At 40.3% G+C, this 16,068-nt stretch carries 15 protein-coding genes and 1 riboswitch; of the genes, 7 read left to right on the top strand and 8 right to left on the bottom strand.

The features are described 5' to 3' along the window. Positions 1–37 precede the first annotated feature (37 nt). The 5 genes from J3U54_RS02500 to J3U54_RS02480 all read right to left on the bottom strand — a co-directional run bounded on the left by J3U54_RS02500 (position 38) and on the right by J3U54_RS02480 (position 5,412). On the bottom strand, positions 38–913 hold the full coding sequence (locus J3U54_RS02500) for an AraC family transcriptional regulator (protein ID WP_267384948.1): 876 nt from the start codon (positions 911–913) through the stop codon (positions 38–40). Positions 914–991: 78 nt separating this feature from the next. Continuing rightward, the gene (locus J3U54_RS02495) at positions 992–1,888 is read right to left on the bottom strand and encodes an alpha/beta hydrolase (RefSeq protein WP_267384947.1); all 897 of its coding nucleotides are present in this window, start codon (positions 1,886–1,888) and stop codon (positions 992–994) included. A gap of 174 nt (positions 1,889–2,062) precedes the next feature. Continuing rightward, entirely contained in the window at positions 2,063–2,899 is an 837-nt protein-coding gene (locus tag J3U54_RS02490; protein WP_267384946.1) for a hypothetical protein, read from the bottom strand. Between the two features lie 155 nt (positions 2,900–3,054). Beyond that, a complete protein-coding gene (dapF, locus tag J3U54_RS02485; protein ID WP_103752565.1) occupies positions 3,055–4,038 on the bottom strand; it encodes a diaminopimelate epimerase in 984 nt (327 codons plus the stop codon). A 21-nt stretch (positions 4,039–4,059) separates the two neighbouring features. Continuing rightward, positions 4,060–5,412, bottom strand: coding sequence for an aspartate kinase (locus J3U54_RS02480; protein ID WP_103752564.1), 1,353 nt, complete (start codon positions 5,410–5,412; stop codon positions 4,060–4,062). A gap of 167 nt (positions 5,413–5,579) precedes the next feature. Further along, positions 5,580–5,757, top strand: a riboswitch (Lysine riboswitch). 103 nt (positions 5,758–5,860) lie between these two features. On the opposite strand from J3U54_RS02480, the gene lysA reads away from it, so the two are divergent. The 7 genes from lysA to J3U54_RS02445 are packed head-to-tail and all read left to right on the top strand — an operon-like array spanning position 5,861 to position 13,012. Next, positions 5,861–7,168, top strand: a complete 1,308-nt coding sequence (gene lysA / locus J3U54_RS02475; protein WP_103752705.1) for a diaminopimelate decarboxylase — start codon at positions 5,861–5,863, stop codon at positions 7,166–7,168. Positions 7,169–7,180: 12 nt separating this feature from the next. Further along, a complete protein-coding gene (gene dapD / locus J3U54_RS02470; RefSeq protein WP_103752563.1) occupies positions 7,181–7,891 on the top strand; it encodes a 2,3,4,5-tetrahydropyridine-2,6-dicarboxylate N-acetyltransferase in 711 nt (236 codons plus the stop codon). Between the two features lie 4 nt (positions 7,892–7,895). Continuing rightward, entirely contained in the window at positions 7,896–9,035 is a 1,140-nt protein-coding gene (locus tag J3U54_RS02465; RefSeq protein ID WP_103752562.1) for an N-acetyldiaminopimelate deacetylase, read from the top strand. Positions 9,036–9,057: 22 nt separating this feature from the next. Then, the gene (gene dapA / locus J3U54_RS02460; protein ID WP_228706345.1) at positions 9,058–9,981 is read left to right on the top strand and encodes a 4-hydroxy-tetrahydrodipicolinate synthase; all 924 of its coding nucleotides are present in this window, start codon (positions 9,058–9,060) and stop codon (positions 9,979–9,981) included. Further along, complete coding sequence (dapB, locus tag J3U54_RS02455; RefSeq protein WP_103752561.1) at positions 9,981–10,742, top strand: 4-hydroxy-tetrahydrodipicolinate reductase; 762 nt, start codon at positions 9,981–9,983, stop codon at positions 10,740–10,742. The genes dapA and dapB overlap by 1 nt, the downstream gene beginning before the upstream one ends. Before the next feature lie 18 nt (positions 10,743–10,760). Then, the gene (locus tag J3U54_RS02450) at positions 10,761–11,951 is read left to right on the top strand and encodes an aminotransferase class I/II-fold pyridoxal phosphate-dependent enzyme (protein WP_267384944.1); all 1,191 of its coding nucleotides are present in this window, start codon (positions 10,761–10,763) and stop codon (positions 11,949–11,951) included. Continuing rightward, the gene (locus J3U54_RS02445; protein WP_103752559.1) at positions 11,948–13,012 is read left to right on the top strand and encodes an aspartate-semialdehyde dehydrogenase; all 1,065 of its coding nucleotides are present in this window, start codon (positions 11,948–11,950) and stop codon (positions 13,010–13,012) included. The genes J3U54_RS02450 and J3U54_RS02445 overlap by 4 nt, the downstream gene beginning before the upstream one ends. A 955-nt stretch (positions 13,013–13,967) precedes the next feature. Here the strand turns inward: J3U54_RS02445 and J3U54_RS02440 are convergent. The 3 genes from J3U54_RS02440 to J3U54_RS02430 all read right to left on the bottom strand — a co-directional run bounded on the left by J3U54_RS02440 (position 13,968) and on the right by J3U54_RS02430 (position 15,919). Next, on the bottom strand, positions 13,968–14,156 hold the full coding sequence (locus J3U54_RS02440) for a cysteine-rich KTR domain-containing protein (protein WP_103752558.1): 189 nt from the start codon (positions 14,154–14,156) through the stop codon (positions 13,968–13,970). 24 nt (positions 14,157–14,180) lie between these two features. Then, positions 14,181–14,633, bottom strand: coding sequence for an AraC family transcriptional regulator (locus tag J3U54_RS02435; RefSeq protein ID WP_103752557.1), 453 nt, complete (start codon positions 14,631–14,633; stop codon positions 14,181–14,183). Positions 14,634–14,926: 293 nt separating this feature from the next. After that, positions 14,927–15,919: a GMP reductase gene (locus J3U54_RS02430; RefSeq protein ID WP_103752556.1), complete on the bottom strand. Its 993-nt coding sequence runs from the start codon at positions 15,917–15,919 to the stop codon at positions 14,927–14,929. Positions 15,920–16,068 lie beyond the last annotated feature (149 nt).

Raw genomic sequence — 16,068 nt, 5'->3', positions numbered from 1 at the left:
AATATTATACTTGCTTTTTCCATTTGAAATAACGCTTTCAGTCGCCTGAATCTGGCGCTGAGGAACCTTTGCGAATTTGCATACTGGTCTGCCCATAATTAGCGACCATCGCCCGATTCAAAGATCTGACACCACTAAAGCCATTATTCATGGCAACGGCTGTTAGCGTGTGAGAAGTACCGCATAATTCTTGATAGGCACGTTGAGCACGATAATTTCTAATATATTTACCCAAAGTAATGCCCATGTTTTGCCGAAAAATTCGTTGCAAATATTGTCGTGCCAAATGGCAGCTATCTGCAATATCCTGCAATGAAAATGGTTCTTGATAATGATCCTGAATGAAATCTAATGCTCGTCTTAAATGCCCAGTAATTAATAGATTGCTTGATAGCTGACTATTATTGTCGCGAGTCCGTAAAAAATACTTAAGTAAAATTTCTAACACCTGATAGCTCAGAATTGTTAGTTCCAAGTTTTGAAATTCGCTGTCATTAGCTAACTTTGTCTCGGTAATCCGGCTAAGTAGAGTTTGTAAGTGGTGATATTGAGCGATTTGTTCCACTGATAATTCGGCTAGTGGTTTAAGGTCAATCATATATTGATCCATTTCAGGAAATACTTGTAAAACCAGTGAATAAGGAAAAAGCATGGTAAGCATCAAGTCCGAGCAAGAGGATGTACTGCTTCGGACGCTGTGAACAACTTGGGAATTTATCACTAAGATCTCGCCTGGATGTGTATGATGATCGACACCGTTAATAATAAAATGAGCAATTTGACCACGCATGGTAAAACTGAGTTCAATACTTTGGTGCCAATGCGGCGCCACGTCTGACTCATTATTTTGCTGGTGAATTTCAATGTATAGCGGTAGTTTATTTAACTGGACCAGTTCGTGTTTATCAGGCACTAGAAACTCCTCCTTTAGTCAAAAAAATGATTGAACTACCTTGTTAGTTCAACCATTATTTTACAACGAGATGAAATTCTAATTTAAATACTTGCGGAAAAAGTTTAATTCATCCAAGTTACATTTTTTAGCTAGCTCATCTCTTTGATTCACATGGAAAACATGCTCGCGGCGGTGCTCAGCATCACCGTAAAAGTGAATTTCATGGAAGATGCCCTTAGCATGTAAGTAACCCGAAAGCATATAGGCATTGTCGCGTAAAAAGTCATCCGTACAAGTCATTAGGTAAATTGGCGGCAAGTCTTTTGTTAAAAATTGTTCAACGTTTAGCTGCTCATGTTCAGTTAAGCGAATTTCTGGCCGGAAATATGCTTCTGGTGCTCCTGCGATTGAATTGATTTCCGTTAAGAAATAAGCACCACAATTAAGTGCAGCCGCCTTAATTGTTAGTTGTGGTAACGCATAACCAAAGTATTTGCGGTAATTGTCATTGGTATAAATTGCTAAAATTTGTTCTCCCATTTGACCGCCAGCACTATCGCCGACGATGAAGACGTTATCAAGGTCAAACTGGTATTTTTGGGCATTAGTAGTATTTGCTACCCAATGAAAAACGCGATTAACATCATCAAGTTCACCTGGATAAACAACATCAGGAGCTAACCGATAATTCGCATTTACAACGGCAAAACCCTCTTTAGCCAGTGCCATACAGTAAAATTGATATGTTTCTTTGGTGCCATAAACCCAGCCGCCCCCGTGAATATTGACGATGACAGGTAATTTAGCCTCGGTGCGCTTACTTGGTAAATAAACATCTAATATCTGATATTTGGGATCCTTGCCATAAGGAATATTATCGAAACGCTCCACTTCGGGAATGTGGGTTGGCAAGCCTGCGTCACGCTTGTCATCACCCTCCTTAAATTCTTTACGCATATCATTGACTAATTTTTGATAATCTGGTTCTGCCATATCTAGCACTCCTTTTATATGTAATCGCTTTACTAAAAACATTGTACTTCATCAAAAAGAAAAAGAAAGTCCAGAAAAGCACCTCAAACTGGCAGATAAGGCCTTTTTAAAATTAATGTTAGTAAAAAAGCCTACCAAAGCTGGCAGACTTTTGTTCAATGCTTTAAAAAGCTTTTATCCTTTTTTAGCTAACCATTCTTTTACTAAGGCGCGATATTTAGTTAGTGTAATCGCACTCTTGGCTCCTTTATTTGTGGCATTGTAGGCATCAACATAGCCATAGTCAGGGCTTTGCGTCATGTGAGCCATTCCCATCACCCGATGATTTTTGTTAACGACATTAGTATAATGTCCAGCGGTTTTGTAACCATTTGTTCCTAGAACAGCGTGCGTGTATTTCTTATTGCTCCAATTGGGTGCAAATTGATAGCGAGCAAGACTCGGCGTTTTCTTAACATCCCACTTCCAGTTTGCTTTTTCACCCAGCCACATAGTAACTGGATTACCACCAGCAGCAAGATTTTCTAGGTTACCAGCATAATGATAGTATTGCGGATGTGCGAGTCCGCCACGCTTTTGGTAGTCACTATCAATCATTGAGATTGCGGTTGAAATAAGAGAAATCTTTAGCCGCTTCTCACCAAGCTTAGCCCTTTTTTGGTTGAGGCTAGTCAAGTTGGGAAGGGATGCAGCAATATTAGTCGCACTAGTTGCATCATCAGGACTACCTAATTTGACAGTTGTAGTAAACCAAGAAGGAGCCGCTGTAGCGCCAAGCTTACCTGTTCTAAGCAACTTAGCTGCTTTTTTGGCCTCATTTTTCTGCGCAGATGTCAGTGATTTCTTTTTGGCAATAAAATCCATGAAATTGGCTGCGTTTTTACTCGGCGACATAGCAGAAATGTTGGCAGTTGTGACCGCTGCTTGGACTTTAGGTGCGCCTGCCAGCTTTCCACAACTAAGCAAAACGAGGATGGCGGGTAATATTAGCTTTAATGCTTTCTTTTTCATTTTTATACAACTTTCTTGATCAAAATCTAAAAATAATTCAACTTATTTTACCAGATTATGATTAACTAAATTACTTATTTTTGCCAGGCTACATTTTTAAGCAAAACATATATTATATAAATACAAAATTGCTAATTTAAGGGCAAGCTTGCTTACTATTTATTATTTGAAATAAAAGCTTGATATGCCGCATTTTCTGAGGTCTGCTCAACTTGAAAAAGACTGAAGTCCGGCAAGTCCTGGTGAAATAAACTTTCGTCAGCATTGATATTATGTGTGACTGTAGCGTTACCGATGAGCTCAATCCAATAATGATCTTCTTGCTGGTGTACTCTAGTTTGAACGAAGCCGCCTGGATTGGAAACGGTGAGTAAGTGATTAAAAACTTTTTCCTGCTGGTGCGTTAGTGCAAATACTAAACTGGCGGCCGACATTCCCGTGCCACAAGCATTAGTAAAACCAACCCCACGTTCAAAAGTACGGACAAAGAGGTGCCGTGAATCAATCACTTGGGCAAAGCTGACATTCACGCCATCGGGAAAATATGGGTTCGGTTGATTGAGCTTGGTGCCGAGTTTTTCTAATAAGGAACTGGCTAAAACTTCCGCAGAAACAATGCTGATTAAATGCGGGTTGGGGACAGCCACAGCAGTAAATTTTAGGCCCGGGGCAAAAGTTGGTACTTCTTGATTAATGAGCTGATTGCAATTTAACTGGGCAAAAGGCAGATCCTGCTTGGCAAAGCTGACGGGGCTGATTTCAACACTAATCGCTTTGACGCTCTCTGCCCAGTCGGGTTCAACACTCACCTTGAGATCCGCTTGCTGGGTCTCAACTTTAAACGAATTTTGGTGATATTTTTCGGCTAAATAGCGCCCAACGGTCCTTAGACCATTACCGCACATGGAAGCAATTGACCCATCTGCATTAATAACCTGCATTTTTCCAAGAACATTTTGGTGGCTGGATGCACTGACTACCAAAAGACCATCTGCTCCACCCAATAGGCCCGTTTTGGAATTGGTCAATTGCTTTGCCAGACGAACTAATTCTGCTTGTGAAAGTGCCTGCTTTAACTGTGTTTGATCGAGTAAGAAAAAAGTGTTCTGCGAACCATGAACTTTTTGCATGTAAACCATTTGTTTGAACTCCCTTGAAAATTATTTGAAAAATTGGTGGTAAATCTGGGTAACGGCGGCAGCCGCATCCTCTTTTTTAGTTCCCAGCATTATTGAAATACGGGAAGCCCCCTGATTAATCATATGAATTGCAACGTGCCTTTGGGCCAGTGGGGTAGTGATGTTTTGCATGGCACCGATTTTGTTACGCATGCCTTCGCCGACAACCATGATGATGGCATAATCATCAATCCATTCTAATTGATCAGGCTGGAGAACTCGCTTAATTTCGGCACACATTTGTTGGCGCAGTTTTTCAGTAAACTGGCGTTTGTCAAAAATAACGGTTAAATCGTCAATTCCAGATGGCATATGTTCATATGAGATATTAAACTGGTAAAATATTTTTAGTAATTTTAACGTAAAACCAGTTTCTTTATTAAGTAAATATCGATGTAAGTATAAAGCGGCAAAGTGATTGGAGCTTGCGACACCGGTAATAATATTTTTGGGATGAAAATTCTTTTCGGGAACAATTAGCGTACCCGGAAGCTCAGGGTGGTTAGTATTTTTCACGTTGATATATACCTGACCTTGAATCGCTGGAATTAGTGCCTCATCATGGAAAACCGAAAACCCGGCATAAGATAATTCCCGTAATTCTCGGTAGGTCATGATTTTGATTGGGTGCGGCTTGGTCACAATTCTTGGATCAGCAGCATAAATGGCATTAACATCAGTAAAATTCTCGTACAAGTCGGCCGCAGTTCCGCGGGCCCAAATTGCGCCGGTGATATCTGAACCACCCCGTGAAAAGGTCGCAATGCTGCCAGTTGGGGTAACACCGTAAAATCCCGGAACAACAAGAATTTCAGGTATGTCGCGCCAGCGAGAGAGATTTTGGTAGGTTTCTTCCAGAACTTGAGCATCATTAGCGACATTGCTGACTAAAAAGCCGGCTTCTTGGGGATCGAGAAAGCGCGCCGGAAAATTTTTTTGTTGTAAAAGAAGGGCTAACAGCTGAGCGTTAAGCTTTTCACCGTGGGCTTTAAATGCAGCCATGAGAAAATCATTGTCTGGATACGAAATTGTGGGTAAGTCGCACAATTCCTGGTGTAAAGGTGCAATTGTGTCCGGATTTAAGGCAAAAAATTGTGCAATTTCGCTATATCTAGCCCAAATTTGTTGAACGATTGCGGCACAGTCTTGGTGCTTGATCGTTTTTTTAGCATAGTCAATTAATAAGTCAGTCACCTTGGTATCCTGCTCAAATCTTTTTCCAGGTGCTGAAGTAACAATTACTTTTCTGGTTGGATCAGCATTTATAATATTAAGCACTTTTTGAAACTGTTCTCCGTTTGCCAGAGAACTACCACCAAATTTAACAACTTTCATTCTCGATCACCTGCTTGATTAAATTATTTTAAGTTTGATAGTAACGCATTTTAACATTTTAATTTTAATCTGCAACCGAAAAGGCGATTTAGCGCGTACTTAAATTGGGCAAGTGAATTATTTATGAAAAAATGTTGACATCGGCTATGATTAATAATAAGATTTTTATTAATCGAAGAGGTCGCGACCAACAAGAGTAGCTGGTGGAGTTTCTGCAAAAACTAAGAAACCAGTGAAAGGGGCGGTTGCCGAAGCGTTAATTATTGCGGTAATTAATTGGCTGGGACGTAATTTAATAGATTACGGACTGTCGCAAGTTAATAATTTGCGGAGCGCTCGTCAAAATTGAACCAGATAATAATTAATTTTAATTTTTTGAAGGACTCTTTTGTATGCTAAGCGCACACAAAAGAGTCCTTTTTTATTCAAGAAAACGGAGGGTTACCAGATGCCAGCAGATGATTATTACGAGACTAATGATCAAGGACACTTAACGATCGGTGGAGTTGATGCACTAGATTTAGCCCGTGAATACGGCACGCCGGTTGTAGTTTACGATGTTACTCAAATTCGGCAACAGTTTCGGGCTTTGCAGCAAGCCTTTACCAAACAGCACATCGATTATGCAATCAGTTACGCTAGTAAAGCTTTTGCCACCATTGCGATGTATCAGGTGGTCAATCAAGAACACGGCCATATTGATGTCGTTTCAGGCGGTGAATTGTTTACCGCCCTTAAAGCTGGCTTTCCAAGTAGCAAAATCAGTTTTCACGGGAATAACAAAACTAGGGCAGAACTTTTAATGGCGGTGCAAAATCATGTTGGCGTAATTATTCTGGATAACTTTCATGAAATTAAACTTCTTGAGGAAGTTCTTGCTGATACTAAAAGTCATATTCAGGTCATGTTAAGAATTACCCCCGGCGTTACGGCACATACTCATGAATATGATCAGACCGGTCAAGAAGACAGTAAGTTTGGCTTTGACGTCAAATCTGGGCAAGCCGAGCAGGCTTTTTTACAAGTACAGGCTAGTGAACAGATGACTTTAATTGGTCTTCATGCACATATTGGTTCACAGATTTTAGAAACGACTGGCTTTAAGCTTGAAGTTAAAAAACTAATGCAACTTGTCCGTGAATGGGCCAAAAAATATGATTATCAGCCCCAAATCTTAAATCTTGGGGGCGGCTTTGGTATTCGTTATACCGCCCAAGACCAAGTATTGGCTTTAGGAACTTTTGTTGAACAGATTGTGACAACTCTTCGCCAGTTAGCTGAAGAATATCAACTGAAAGTTCCAGCTGTTTGGGTTGAACCTGGTCGCTCAATCGTCGGTACCGCGGGCTACAGTTTGTATACGATTGGCGCACGTAAAGATGTTCCCGGATTAATGCCCTATGTAGCAGTAGATGGCGGTATGGGTGACAATATTAGGCCGGCTCTTTACCAAGCTGATTATGAAGCACTTCTTGCCCGTGATCCCGCTGCTCAACCTAGCGAAACAGTCCACTTGGCTGGGCGCTATTGTGAATCAGGGGACTTGTTAATCAAAAAACTTCCGCTGCCAGCGACCAAAGCAGGTGATGTAATTGCAATGCTAGCAACTGGTGCTTATGGTTACAGCATGGCATCGAACTATAACCGGGTGCCTCGGCCAGCTGTTGTGTTTGCAGAAAATGGTCACGCACAAGAAGTTGTTACACGTGAAACCAATGAAGATTTAGTCAGTCATGATCGTTTTTATCAAGAATAGTGAGGAATTCAAATGAAAAATATGTCAGCGACAGAAATAATTGATTTTATTGCCAATGCACCCAAGAAAACGCCAGTTAAGGTTTATGTAAAAGGTGACCTGGCAAAATTAGACTGGCCAGTAGAAGTAAGACCCTTTGTAAATGATCATGTTGGGGTGGTTTTCGGTGACTGGGCGGATTTAGTGCCGTTTTTAAGAACCAATGCAGCTAAGATCAATGATTATCAAGTAGAAAATTGTAGCCGCAATTCGGCCGTTCCCTTATTGGATTTAAAAAATGTTTCGGCCCGGATCGAACCTGGTGCATTGATTCGCCAACAAGTAAGTATTGGTGCTAATGCGGTAATTATGATGGGAGCCGTAATCAATATTGGAGCGGAAATTGGTGAAAATGCCATGATTGACATGAATGCTGTCCTTGGTGGGCGCGCAATTATTGGCGCCAATACTCATGTTGGTGCGGGAGCGGTTATTGCTGGTGTAGTTGAACCGGCTTCTGCTAAACCAGTTAGAATCGGCCAAAACGTTTTAGTTGGCGCCAATGCCGTTGTCCTAGAAGGAGTTCAAGTTGGTGATAACGCAGTTATTGCTGCCGGAGCAGTTGTTACTGCTGATGTGCCAGCAAATGCGGTGGTAGCCGGTGTCCCAGCTAAAATTATTAAGCAGCGGGATGAAAAAACCACAAGTAAGACCAAGATTGAACAAGATTTAAGAAAGCTGTAAGCCAATGCTAACAAATGAGCAATTAATCCAAATCCGCCGTGATTTACATCAAATACCGGAATTAGCCCTAGAAGAAAAACAGACGCAAAAGTACTTATTACAGGTTATCCACCAATTTCGGCAAGACTATTTGGAAATTAAGACTGTGCCTGAATTGCCAACTGCTATTTTAGTCAGAGTCAAGGGAAGCAATCCCACTAAAACCATTGGCTATCGTGCTGACATTGACGGCTTACCGGTAACAGAAAAAACGGGGTTGCCTTTTTCTTCAAAACATGATGGTCAAATGCATGCCTGTGGTCATGACATCCATATGACCGTAGCCTTGGGTGTTCTTAACTATTTTAGTGAGCACCAGCCAAAAGATAATGTGCTGTTCTTTTTTCAACCAGCAGAAGAAAGCAAAAATGGGGGCAAACTTGCGTACGAGCAAGGGGTCTTCACTGGTCAGTGGCGTCCTGATGAATTTTTTGCCCTTCACGTTACCCCTGACTTGCCTACTGGAACAATTGGCTGCCGCAATGGCACTTTATTTGCCGGAGCAGCAGAAGTTAACATCGATTTATACGGGCAAGATGGGCATGCAGCTTATCCTCAGCGGGCAAATGACATGGTTGTGGCTGCGGCAGCTCTAATTGAGCAAGTGCAAACCGTTATTTCCCGCAGCATCGATCCAATTGCCGGTGGGGTGATCACGATTGGCAAGATCCAGGCGGGGACGATTAGAAACGCAATCGCTGGACATGCACGTTTAGAAGGAACAATTCGCGGATTAACGCAAACGATGATTGAACGCATTGAACAACGTTTACGCGAAGTAACTGCCGGTATTGGTCAAAGTTTTCAAGCAAAAGTTAAATTGGAGATTAATCAGGGTGGCTATTGGCCAGTTGAAAATGATCCAGAGATAACTGCTCAGTTGATTACCTATTTAAAAAACGATTCTGCTGTTAATTATCAAGAAACGGAGCCAGCAATGACGGGAGAAGATTTCGGCTATTTACTAGCTAAAATTCCGGGTAGCATGTTTTGGCTAGGCGTGCAGGATGAGTCACAGCTTCATTCGGCAACTTTTAGTCCGCAAGAAGAAGCTATTAAAGTCGGAATTGATGCAATTGTCGGTTTCTTTAAGCAGCACATGTAACTCTATTGAAAGGAAGAACAAGATGACGGATTTTACGCAAGCAGACTTAATGACAGCAATCATTACGCCATTTAATAAACAAGGTGAGGTTGATTATCCTGGCTTAGAAGAATTAACCGAGCATTTGCTCAAAACGGGCAGCCGGGGATTTGTCATTGGCGGCACAACTGGTGAGACAGCCACAATGACCCATGATGAAAAAATTCAGCTTTACACCAAATTTGCACAGATAGTTAATAACCGTGTGCCAGTCATCGCTGGCACGGGTAGCAATAACACGGCACAAACCGCGGAATTTACTGCAGAGGTCAGTCAAATTCCTGGAATTGATTTAGCTTTAGTGGTTGCACCTTATTACAACAAGCCTAACCAGCGTGGCATTAAGGCCCATTTTGAGGCTGTAGCCAAAAAAGCGCAAATTCCGCTAATGATTTATAACATTCCCGGCAGAACAGGAATTACGATTGCAAAAGAAACAATTGTGGAATTAGCACAAAATCCGCAAATTGCTGGTGTCAAGCAATGCACGGAACTGGAAGATTTAGAGTATATTATCGAGCACACTGCAGATGACTTTTTAGTTTATACGGGTGAGGATGTGCAGGCTTTAGCTGCCAAGACGCTTGGGGCACATGGCGTAATTTCAGTTGCCTCCCACATTTACGGCCAAGTTATGCGGCAAATGTATGATGAATTAGCTCGGGGCAATATTGCTCTCGCCGGTAAGCTACAACGACAATTAGTGCCTAAAATGCAGGCTTTATTTATGTATCCGTCACCGTCACCGGTAAAGGCGGTCTTGAATGCACAAGGATTAGCTGCCGGGGGATGCCGGTTGCCAATCGTTACTTTAAATAAGGAAGAAAAACAACAGTTAGCCCGTCATCTTGGCTTAAATGAAACGGCTTTGTTTAACCGCTTGCCTAAAGAATTAGGAGTGAATTAATCATGAAAAAAATTTTACTTGCTGGTGCAACAGGTTCAATGGGAAAAAAGGTTGCCCACTTAATTGCACAACTACCTGACTGTGAATTGGTTGGCGTTTTGGCACCAGATGCAACGACTAGTGGTGAAGTGAGTGCTTCAGTAGCTCGCTTTACGCAACTAGCAGATATTAATCTTAGTGCGGATGTTTGGATTGACTTTACTACTCCAAGTGCCGTTTACGCTAATACGAAGTTTGCCTTAGAGCATCATATGCGCCCAATCATTGGTACTAGCGGATTAACTGATGAACAAATAAAACAATTACAAGAAATTGCTCGTAAACAAAAAATGGGTGGAATTATTGTTCCTAACTTTGGACTATCGGCCGTTTTATTAATGAAATTTGCTCAAGAAGCAGCTCAGTATTTTCCGGATGCAGAAGTTATTGAGATGCATCATGCCGATAAACTTGATGCACCATCCGGTACAGCAAGCGCCACTGCTAAATTAATTGCCCAAAGCCGTAAAAAACAGCCCCAAGCTGATAGCTGCGACGATAATCCAGCACGTGGTGCCAATTGTGCTGGCGTTCCCGTTCATGCGGTTCGTTTACCGGGCTATGTTGCTCATGAACAAGTTTTATTTGGTGGACCTGGTGAAGCCCTGACCATTAGGCAAGATTCTTTTGACCGTTCTTCGTTCATGCAAGGAGTAAAAGTAGCATTAGCTAAAATCATGGATCTGGATGAATTAATTGTTGGTTTAGACAAAATCTTATAAAGAAAAGGAGTAATTAAAATGCCTCATTTAGCTGCTGATTTAACTGCAATAACTGCCACGCCCTTGGCCGAAATACCACCTTCAGGGATTCGTGCGTTTGCCCAAAAAGTTGATGATATTCCGGGTTTAATTAAATTAACTTTAGGAGAACCAGATTTAAATACACCTGAACACGTTAAACAAGCAGCTGTTCAAAGCATTTTAAATAATGATTCCCATTATTCGGCCCAAAAGGGTACTCCAAAATTGCGTCGAGCAATAAGCGCCTATTTAAAACTCAAACAAAATTTGTCTTATGATCCCGAAACTGAAGTCATTGTTACGGTTGGTGCGACAGAAGCGATTGCTTGCGCGATGCTGGCGTTGTTTCAGCCAGGGGATGAAATTATTGTGCCGACCCCATCTTATGCCTTATATTTTCCGCTAATTCAATTTACTAAAGCAAAATTGGTGCCAATTAATACCGCCAAAACCGATTTTGTTCTGACGCCGGAAGCCTTGAAAGACACATTACGGCAGCATCCTCATGCCAAAGCAATTTTGCTCAATTATCCGACCAATCCTACCGGTCGCGAATGTTCTAGCAGCGTTTTGGCTCAGCTGGCCCCGATTATTGCAGAAAATCACTTATATGTAATTTCCGATGAGATTTATGGTGAACTGACTTATGGCATTAAGCATACTTCCATTGCCCGTTATTTGCCCGACCGTACCCTCTTAATTAATGGCCTATCTAAGTCACACGCGATGACAGGCTACCGCATCGGCTATATTGCGGGTCCGGCTAATTTGATCAGTCCAATTGCTAAAATGCATGCTTTTTTAGTGACAGCTCCGTCTAATCCGGCCCAGGCAGCGGCTGCAGAAGCGCTAGAACATGGCGATGATGATCCAGCACAGGCGCGCCCAATTTATCAAAAAAGGCGGGACTACTTGGTTAAAGCTCTTAATGATTTGGGCTTAAAGACGATGACCAGCGAGGGGGCATTTTATGTTTTTACACAAATTCCAGCTGAATACGGGACAGACGATGAAAAATTTGCACTTGACTTAGCGCGACAAGCTAAAGTCGGCGGTACCCCTGGCAGTGCATTTGGTCCCGGAGGAGAGGGACATGTCCGCTTTTCTTATGCTGCTAGTGATGCAGACTTACATGAAGCCGTAAACAGAATTAAGAATTTTTTAGTAACAAAGGATGATAACAAATGAGAGAATACGTCGTTGCAATACTAGGAGCAACCGGTGCGGTTGGTCAGCGTTTAATTAGTGAGCTTGAACAGTCGAATATTCCGGTTAAACAAGTTAAACTACTGGCTTCAAAGCGTTCCGCCGGAAAAAAATTGCAGTTCAAGGGACGTGAAATCACCGTCGAAGAGGCTACGCCTGAATCATTTACCGGGGTTGATTTGGTTTTGTCTTCAGCCGGTGGCGCAGTTTCTCAAAAATTATTGCCAGAAGCAGTTAAGCGCGGTGCGGTTTGCGTCGATAATACAAGTGCATTCAGGATGGACGATGACGTACCACTAATTATTCCTGGAGTAAACGATGAGCAATTAGCCCATCATCATGGCATCATTGCCAATCCCAATTGTTCAACTATTCAAATGGTAGTTGCATTGTATCCTATTTTTCAGCGTTTTGGCTTAAGCCAGATAATTGTTTCAACTTATCAGGCGGTGTCCGGTGCTGGAAAAGCTGCTTGGGATGAAATGTTGCAGCAGGCTCAAGACTTATTGAATGGGCAACAGCCCCAAGCCCAAATTTTACCAACCGGGGCTGATCGCAAGCACTATCCCTTGGCTTTTAATTTGCTACCCCAGATTGATGTCTTTGAAAATGACGGCTACACTCACGAAGAATGGAAAATGATTCATGAAACCAAGAAAATTTTGTTTAATGACCAGGACTCCAGTCAAATTAAAGTTACCGCAACTTGTGTCAGGGTTCCGGTTGAAATTGGTCATGGTGAAACTGTCTACTTTGTTGTGAAAGATCATGCTGCAAGCGTTAAGGCAATTCAGCAAACAATTGCGCAAACAGCGGGCTTAGTTTTACAAGATGACCCGTCAAAGCAGCTTTATCCGCAGCCACTACAAGCAGCGGGCAAGCGTGAAACCTTTGTGGGCCGAATCCGTGCCGATGAAGAAAACGCCGGAGCGTTCCACATGTGGGTAGTGGCCGATAACTTGTTACGTGGCGCTGCCAGCAACACAGTGGAAATTGCTGAGTGCTTGGTGCGGGATAATTTGGTTCGGGTGCCCCAAGATTAATAATTCTGGTTAAACCAAAAATAGGGTAATTAAAAACGGTGAGAATTTTTTCTCACCGTTTTTTACTAATATAATAATTGTTAAAAAATTAAATATCTTATTTTGGTCATAATAAAAGCCTCTAAGTTATTCTAAACTTGGAACCCATATAATTATTGTAGTTATATCAAATGAAGAATATGTTTATGAAATTTAGTAAAAAATTCATCCTTATTTCTGTGACTGTCTTACTAACTATTGTTTTTAGTTAATATTAACTAGGCTTAAGGTAAAAATTAATATTTAAAAGTATCAAATATTGATAGTGTAATAAGAATAATTACTATTAATACTTATATTTATAGTAATCTAGTCTGTATAACTAATTATTAAAAAAGTGGAAGTTATAAAAGATCTAAACTGAGTATAAATAATTCAGCAAATGGGAAACATCAGAGTTAATAAACTTTTATATATCTGGTTTCCTAGTAAGCAAACATTAGAGCATTCTCTAATTTTTGGGTACTTTTTATGCAACTAGTAATATTGTACCCCTAATGTTGGTCATGATACTTACGTTAAGGTTAATAATGTATTGTCAGTGTATAATTAAAAACTCCGTCAAACATATAAGAATAAGCCAAGTCATCTATAAATAAATGATTGACTTAGTTGAAAAATTAGTTATTAACAAAAAGCGTTGAGCTTGCAGGTTCAATGCCATTTCGTATATCTTGTTTGATCTTACTATTGTTTAATTACTATTCTTTAAATAAATATGAGATAAAAACAATGTATCAAGTAAATAATCGAAAAGATTTATAAATGAAGCCATAATAGAAATTGTTACACTTATGATGTTATTGCTGAATTAGTGAAATTATTTAATGTACTAAAAATTGGACCTCATGATAAACATTAAGTATCACATTCAAAAATTAAAGAGCCAATAATCTGTAAGAGTAATTCCTACAAATTATTGGCTCTGCGTCTTCGCGTCTGGCTCTTTAATAACTGTAATAATTCCATGTTTTAGATTAATTAGATTTTCGTGTCTACACTTGGGACAGAATAGTGGAAACCTTAATAGCTCCGTATCTTCACGTACCTTAATTCGGGTCTTGCTATTGCAAGTAGGACATAATACCCATGATTGTTTTTCCATTAATAACTTACCTTTTTCATTAATTTATCTCACAGGAACACAAAATTCGCATAAGTGTGCTGAAACTTTTGAAGAAGCATACCGCTCAATTATTGGTTTAGTGTTATCTACCGGTAAATCACTCGTTAAATTTTGAATATTTTCCCAAAAATGTGATACTCCCTCAACGGTATGAGCAATTTCAAAGATTGCGTAACGTCCGTCAGGAATCTTACGAGTAGGTAAATCAATCTTTTTTTCACCATCAGTGATAATAATGCCTACATCATATCTTTGCTTTTCTGGTGGCGTTTGGATTGGATCATCCATTGCTATCCCAAGTATGGTGCTATCGTCTGTGAGTAAGTTATGCTCTTTTAAGTGTGCTTTGAAATCATCCATTAATTGATTATTTCCCGGGCCATAAGCACCCGTTCTCCGCATATATGCGATTTCAATATCTTTAAATTCTTCAATACCGCTAAATTTTTCTTTCATCAATGCTTTGAACCTCCTACATCAAAATATCTTATCAAGCTTTGACAAAACCAATCGTAAGGGCAATTAAAATGATTTTCAAGAAAAATTTTAAAATATATTATTGTTTAGTTATTGTTATGACAATCAAAGATCTGCTAGATTATGGCTCAAATAGTGATTTTTTAAGGTTTAATTATTAGCTAAAACAAAAAATCCCAGTGCTGCTACCTAACCGCACTGGGATATTTATTATTTTAACGGAAATAGTTAATTAATGCTATAACAAATTACTTATCTGGATAAATTAGCAATTATTTATCACCGCTCATAATGGTGTTTTTAACGATAACATAATCAACAAGCTTAATTGAACTAAGCGTTTTACCACCGGCATAAGAGATAGAAGATTGCAAGTCTTCCTGCATTTCGGTCAAAGTATCAGCAATTGAGCCCCGATATGGTACAAGCATTTGTTTACCCTCAACGTTGCGATAGGCTCCTTTTTGAACTTCAGATGCGGAGCCCCAATATTGCTTGTAGGTTTTACCGTCAATCTTAATAACGTTACCTGGGGATTCTTCGTGGCCAGCTAGCATTGAACCAATCATGACCATTGTTGCACCAAAGCGAACAGATTTTGCTATATCGCCGTTATAACGGATACCGCCATCAGCGATTAGTGGTTTGCTGGCAACTTTACTGCACATTCTAAGAGCAGCTAGCTGCCAGCCACCAGTACCAAAACCGGTTTTAAGTTTGGTAATACATGCACGTCCAGGACCAACACCAACTTTGGTAGCATCAGCACCAGCGTTTTCTAGTTCACGAACAGCTTCTGGCGTGGCAATGTTTCCCGCGGTTAAGAAAGTATCTGGTAATTTTTCTTTAATGTATTTAATCATGTCAATGACATAGACGGAATGGCCGTGTGCAACATCAATCGTAATGTATTCGGGAACGATTTTTTCAGCTGCTAATTGATCAATAAAGTTATATTCGTCCTTTTTAATACCGACAGAAATTGAAGCAAAAAGGCCTTTTTCATGCATCATTTTGATGAAATCAAGCCGCTTTTCAGGTTGAAAGCGGTGCATTACATAGTAATAGCCGTTTTGCGCAAGCCAAATAGCCAACTCGTCATTAATGACGCTCTCCATGTTAGCTGGAACAACCGGGATTTTAAATGTTCGGTTTCCAAACTTAACACTAGTATCCGCATCATGACGGCTTTTGATGATTCCTTTGTTAGGAACAAGTTGAATATCATCGTAATCAAAGGCTTCTACACTAAAATAATTACTCATAAGTAAATCGGCTCCTATTTAAATATCTCTTTTCCAAACCAAGTTACTATAATCAAAAAGCATATTTTTGTCAATATAAAAATCGAACTATCTAAAATAAATTAGTCGGAATAATTCGCATTTAAATTTGACTATGATAGCTTAAATTG

The sequence above is a fragment of the Lactobacillus sp. B4007 genome, from assembly GCF_026535895.1.
Classification (GTDB): Bacteria; Bacillota; Bacilli; order Lactobacillales; family Lactobacillaceae; genus Lactobacillus; species Lactobacillus panisapium.
The sequence above is the reverse complement of the archived record's forward strand: the minus strand, read 5'-3'. Positions and strand labels throughout refer to the sequence as shown.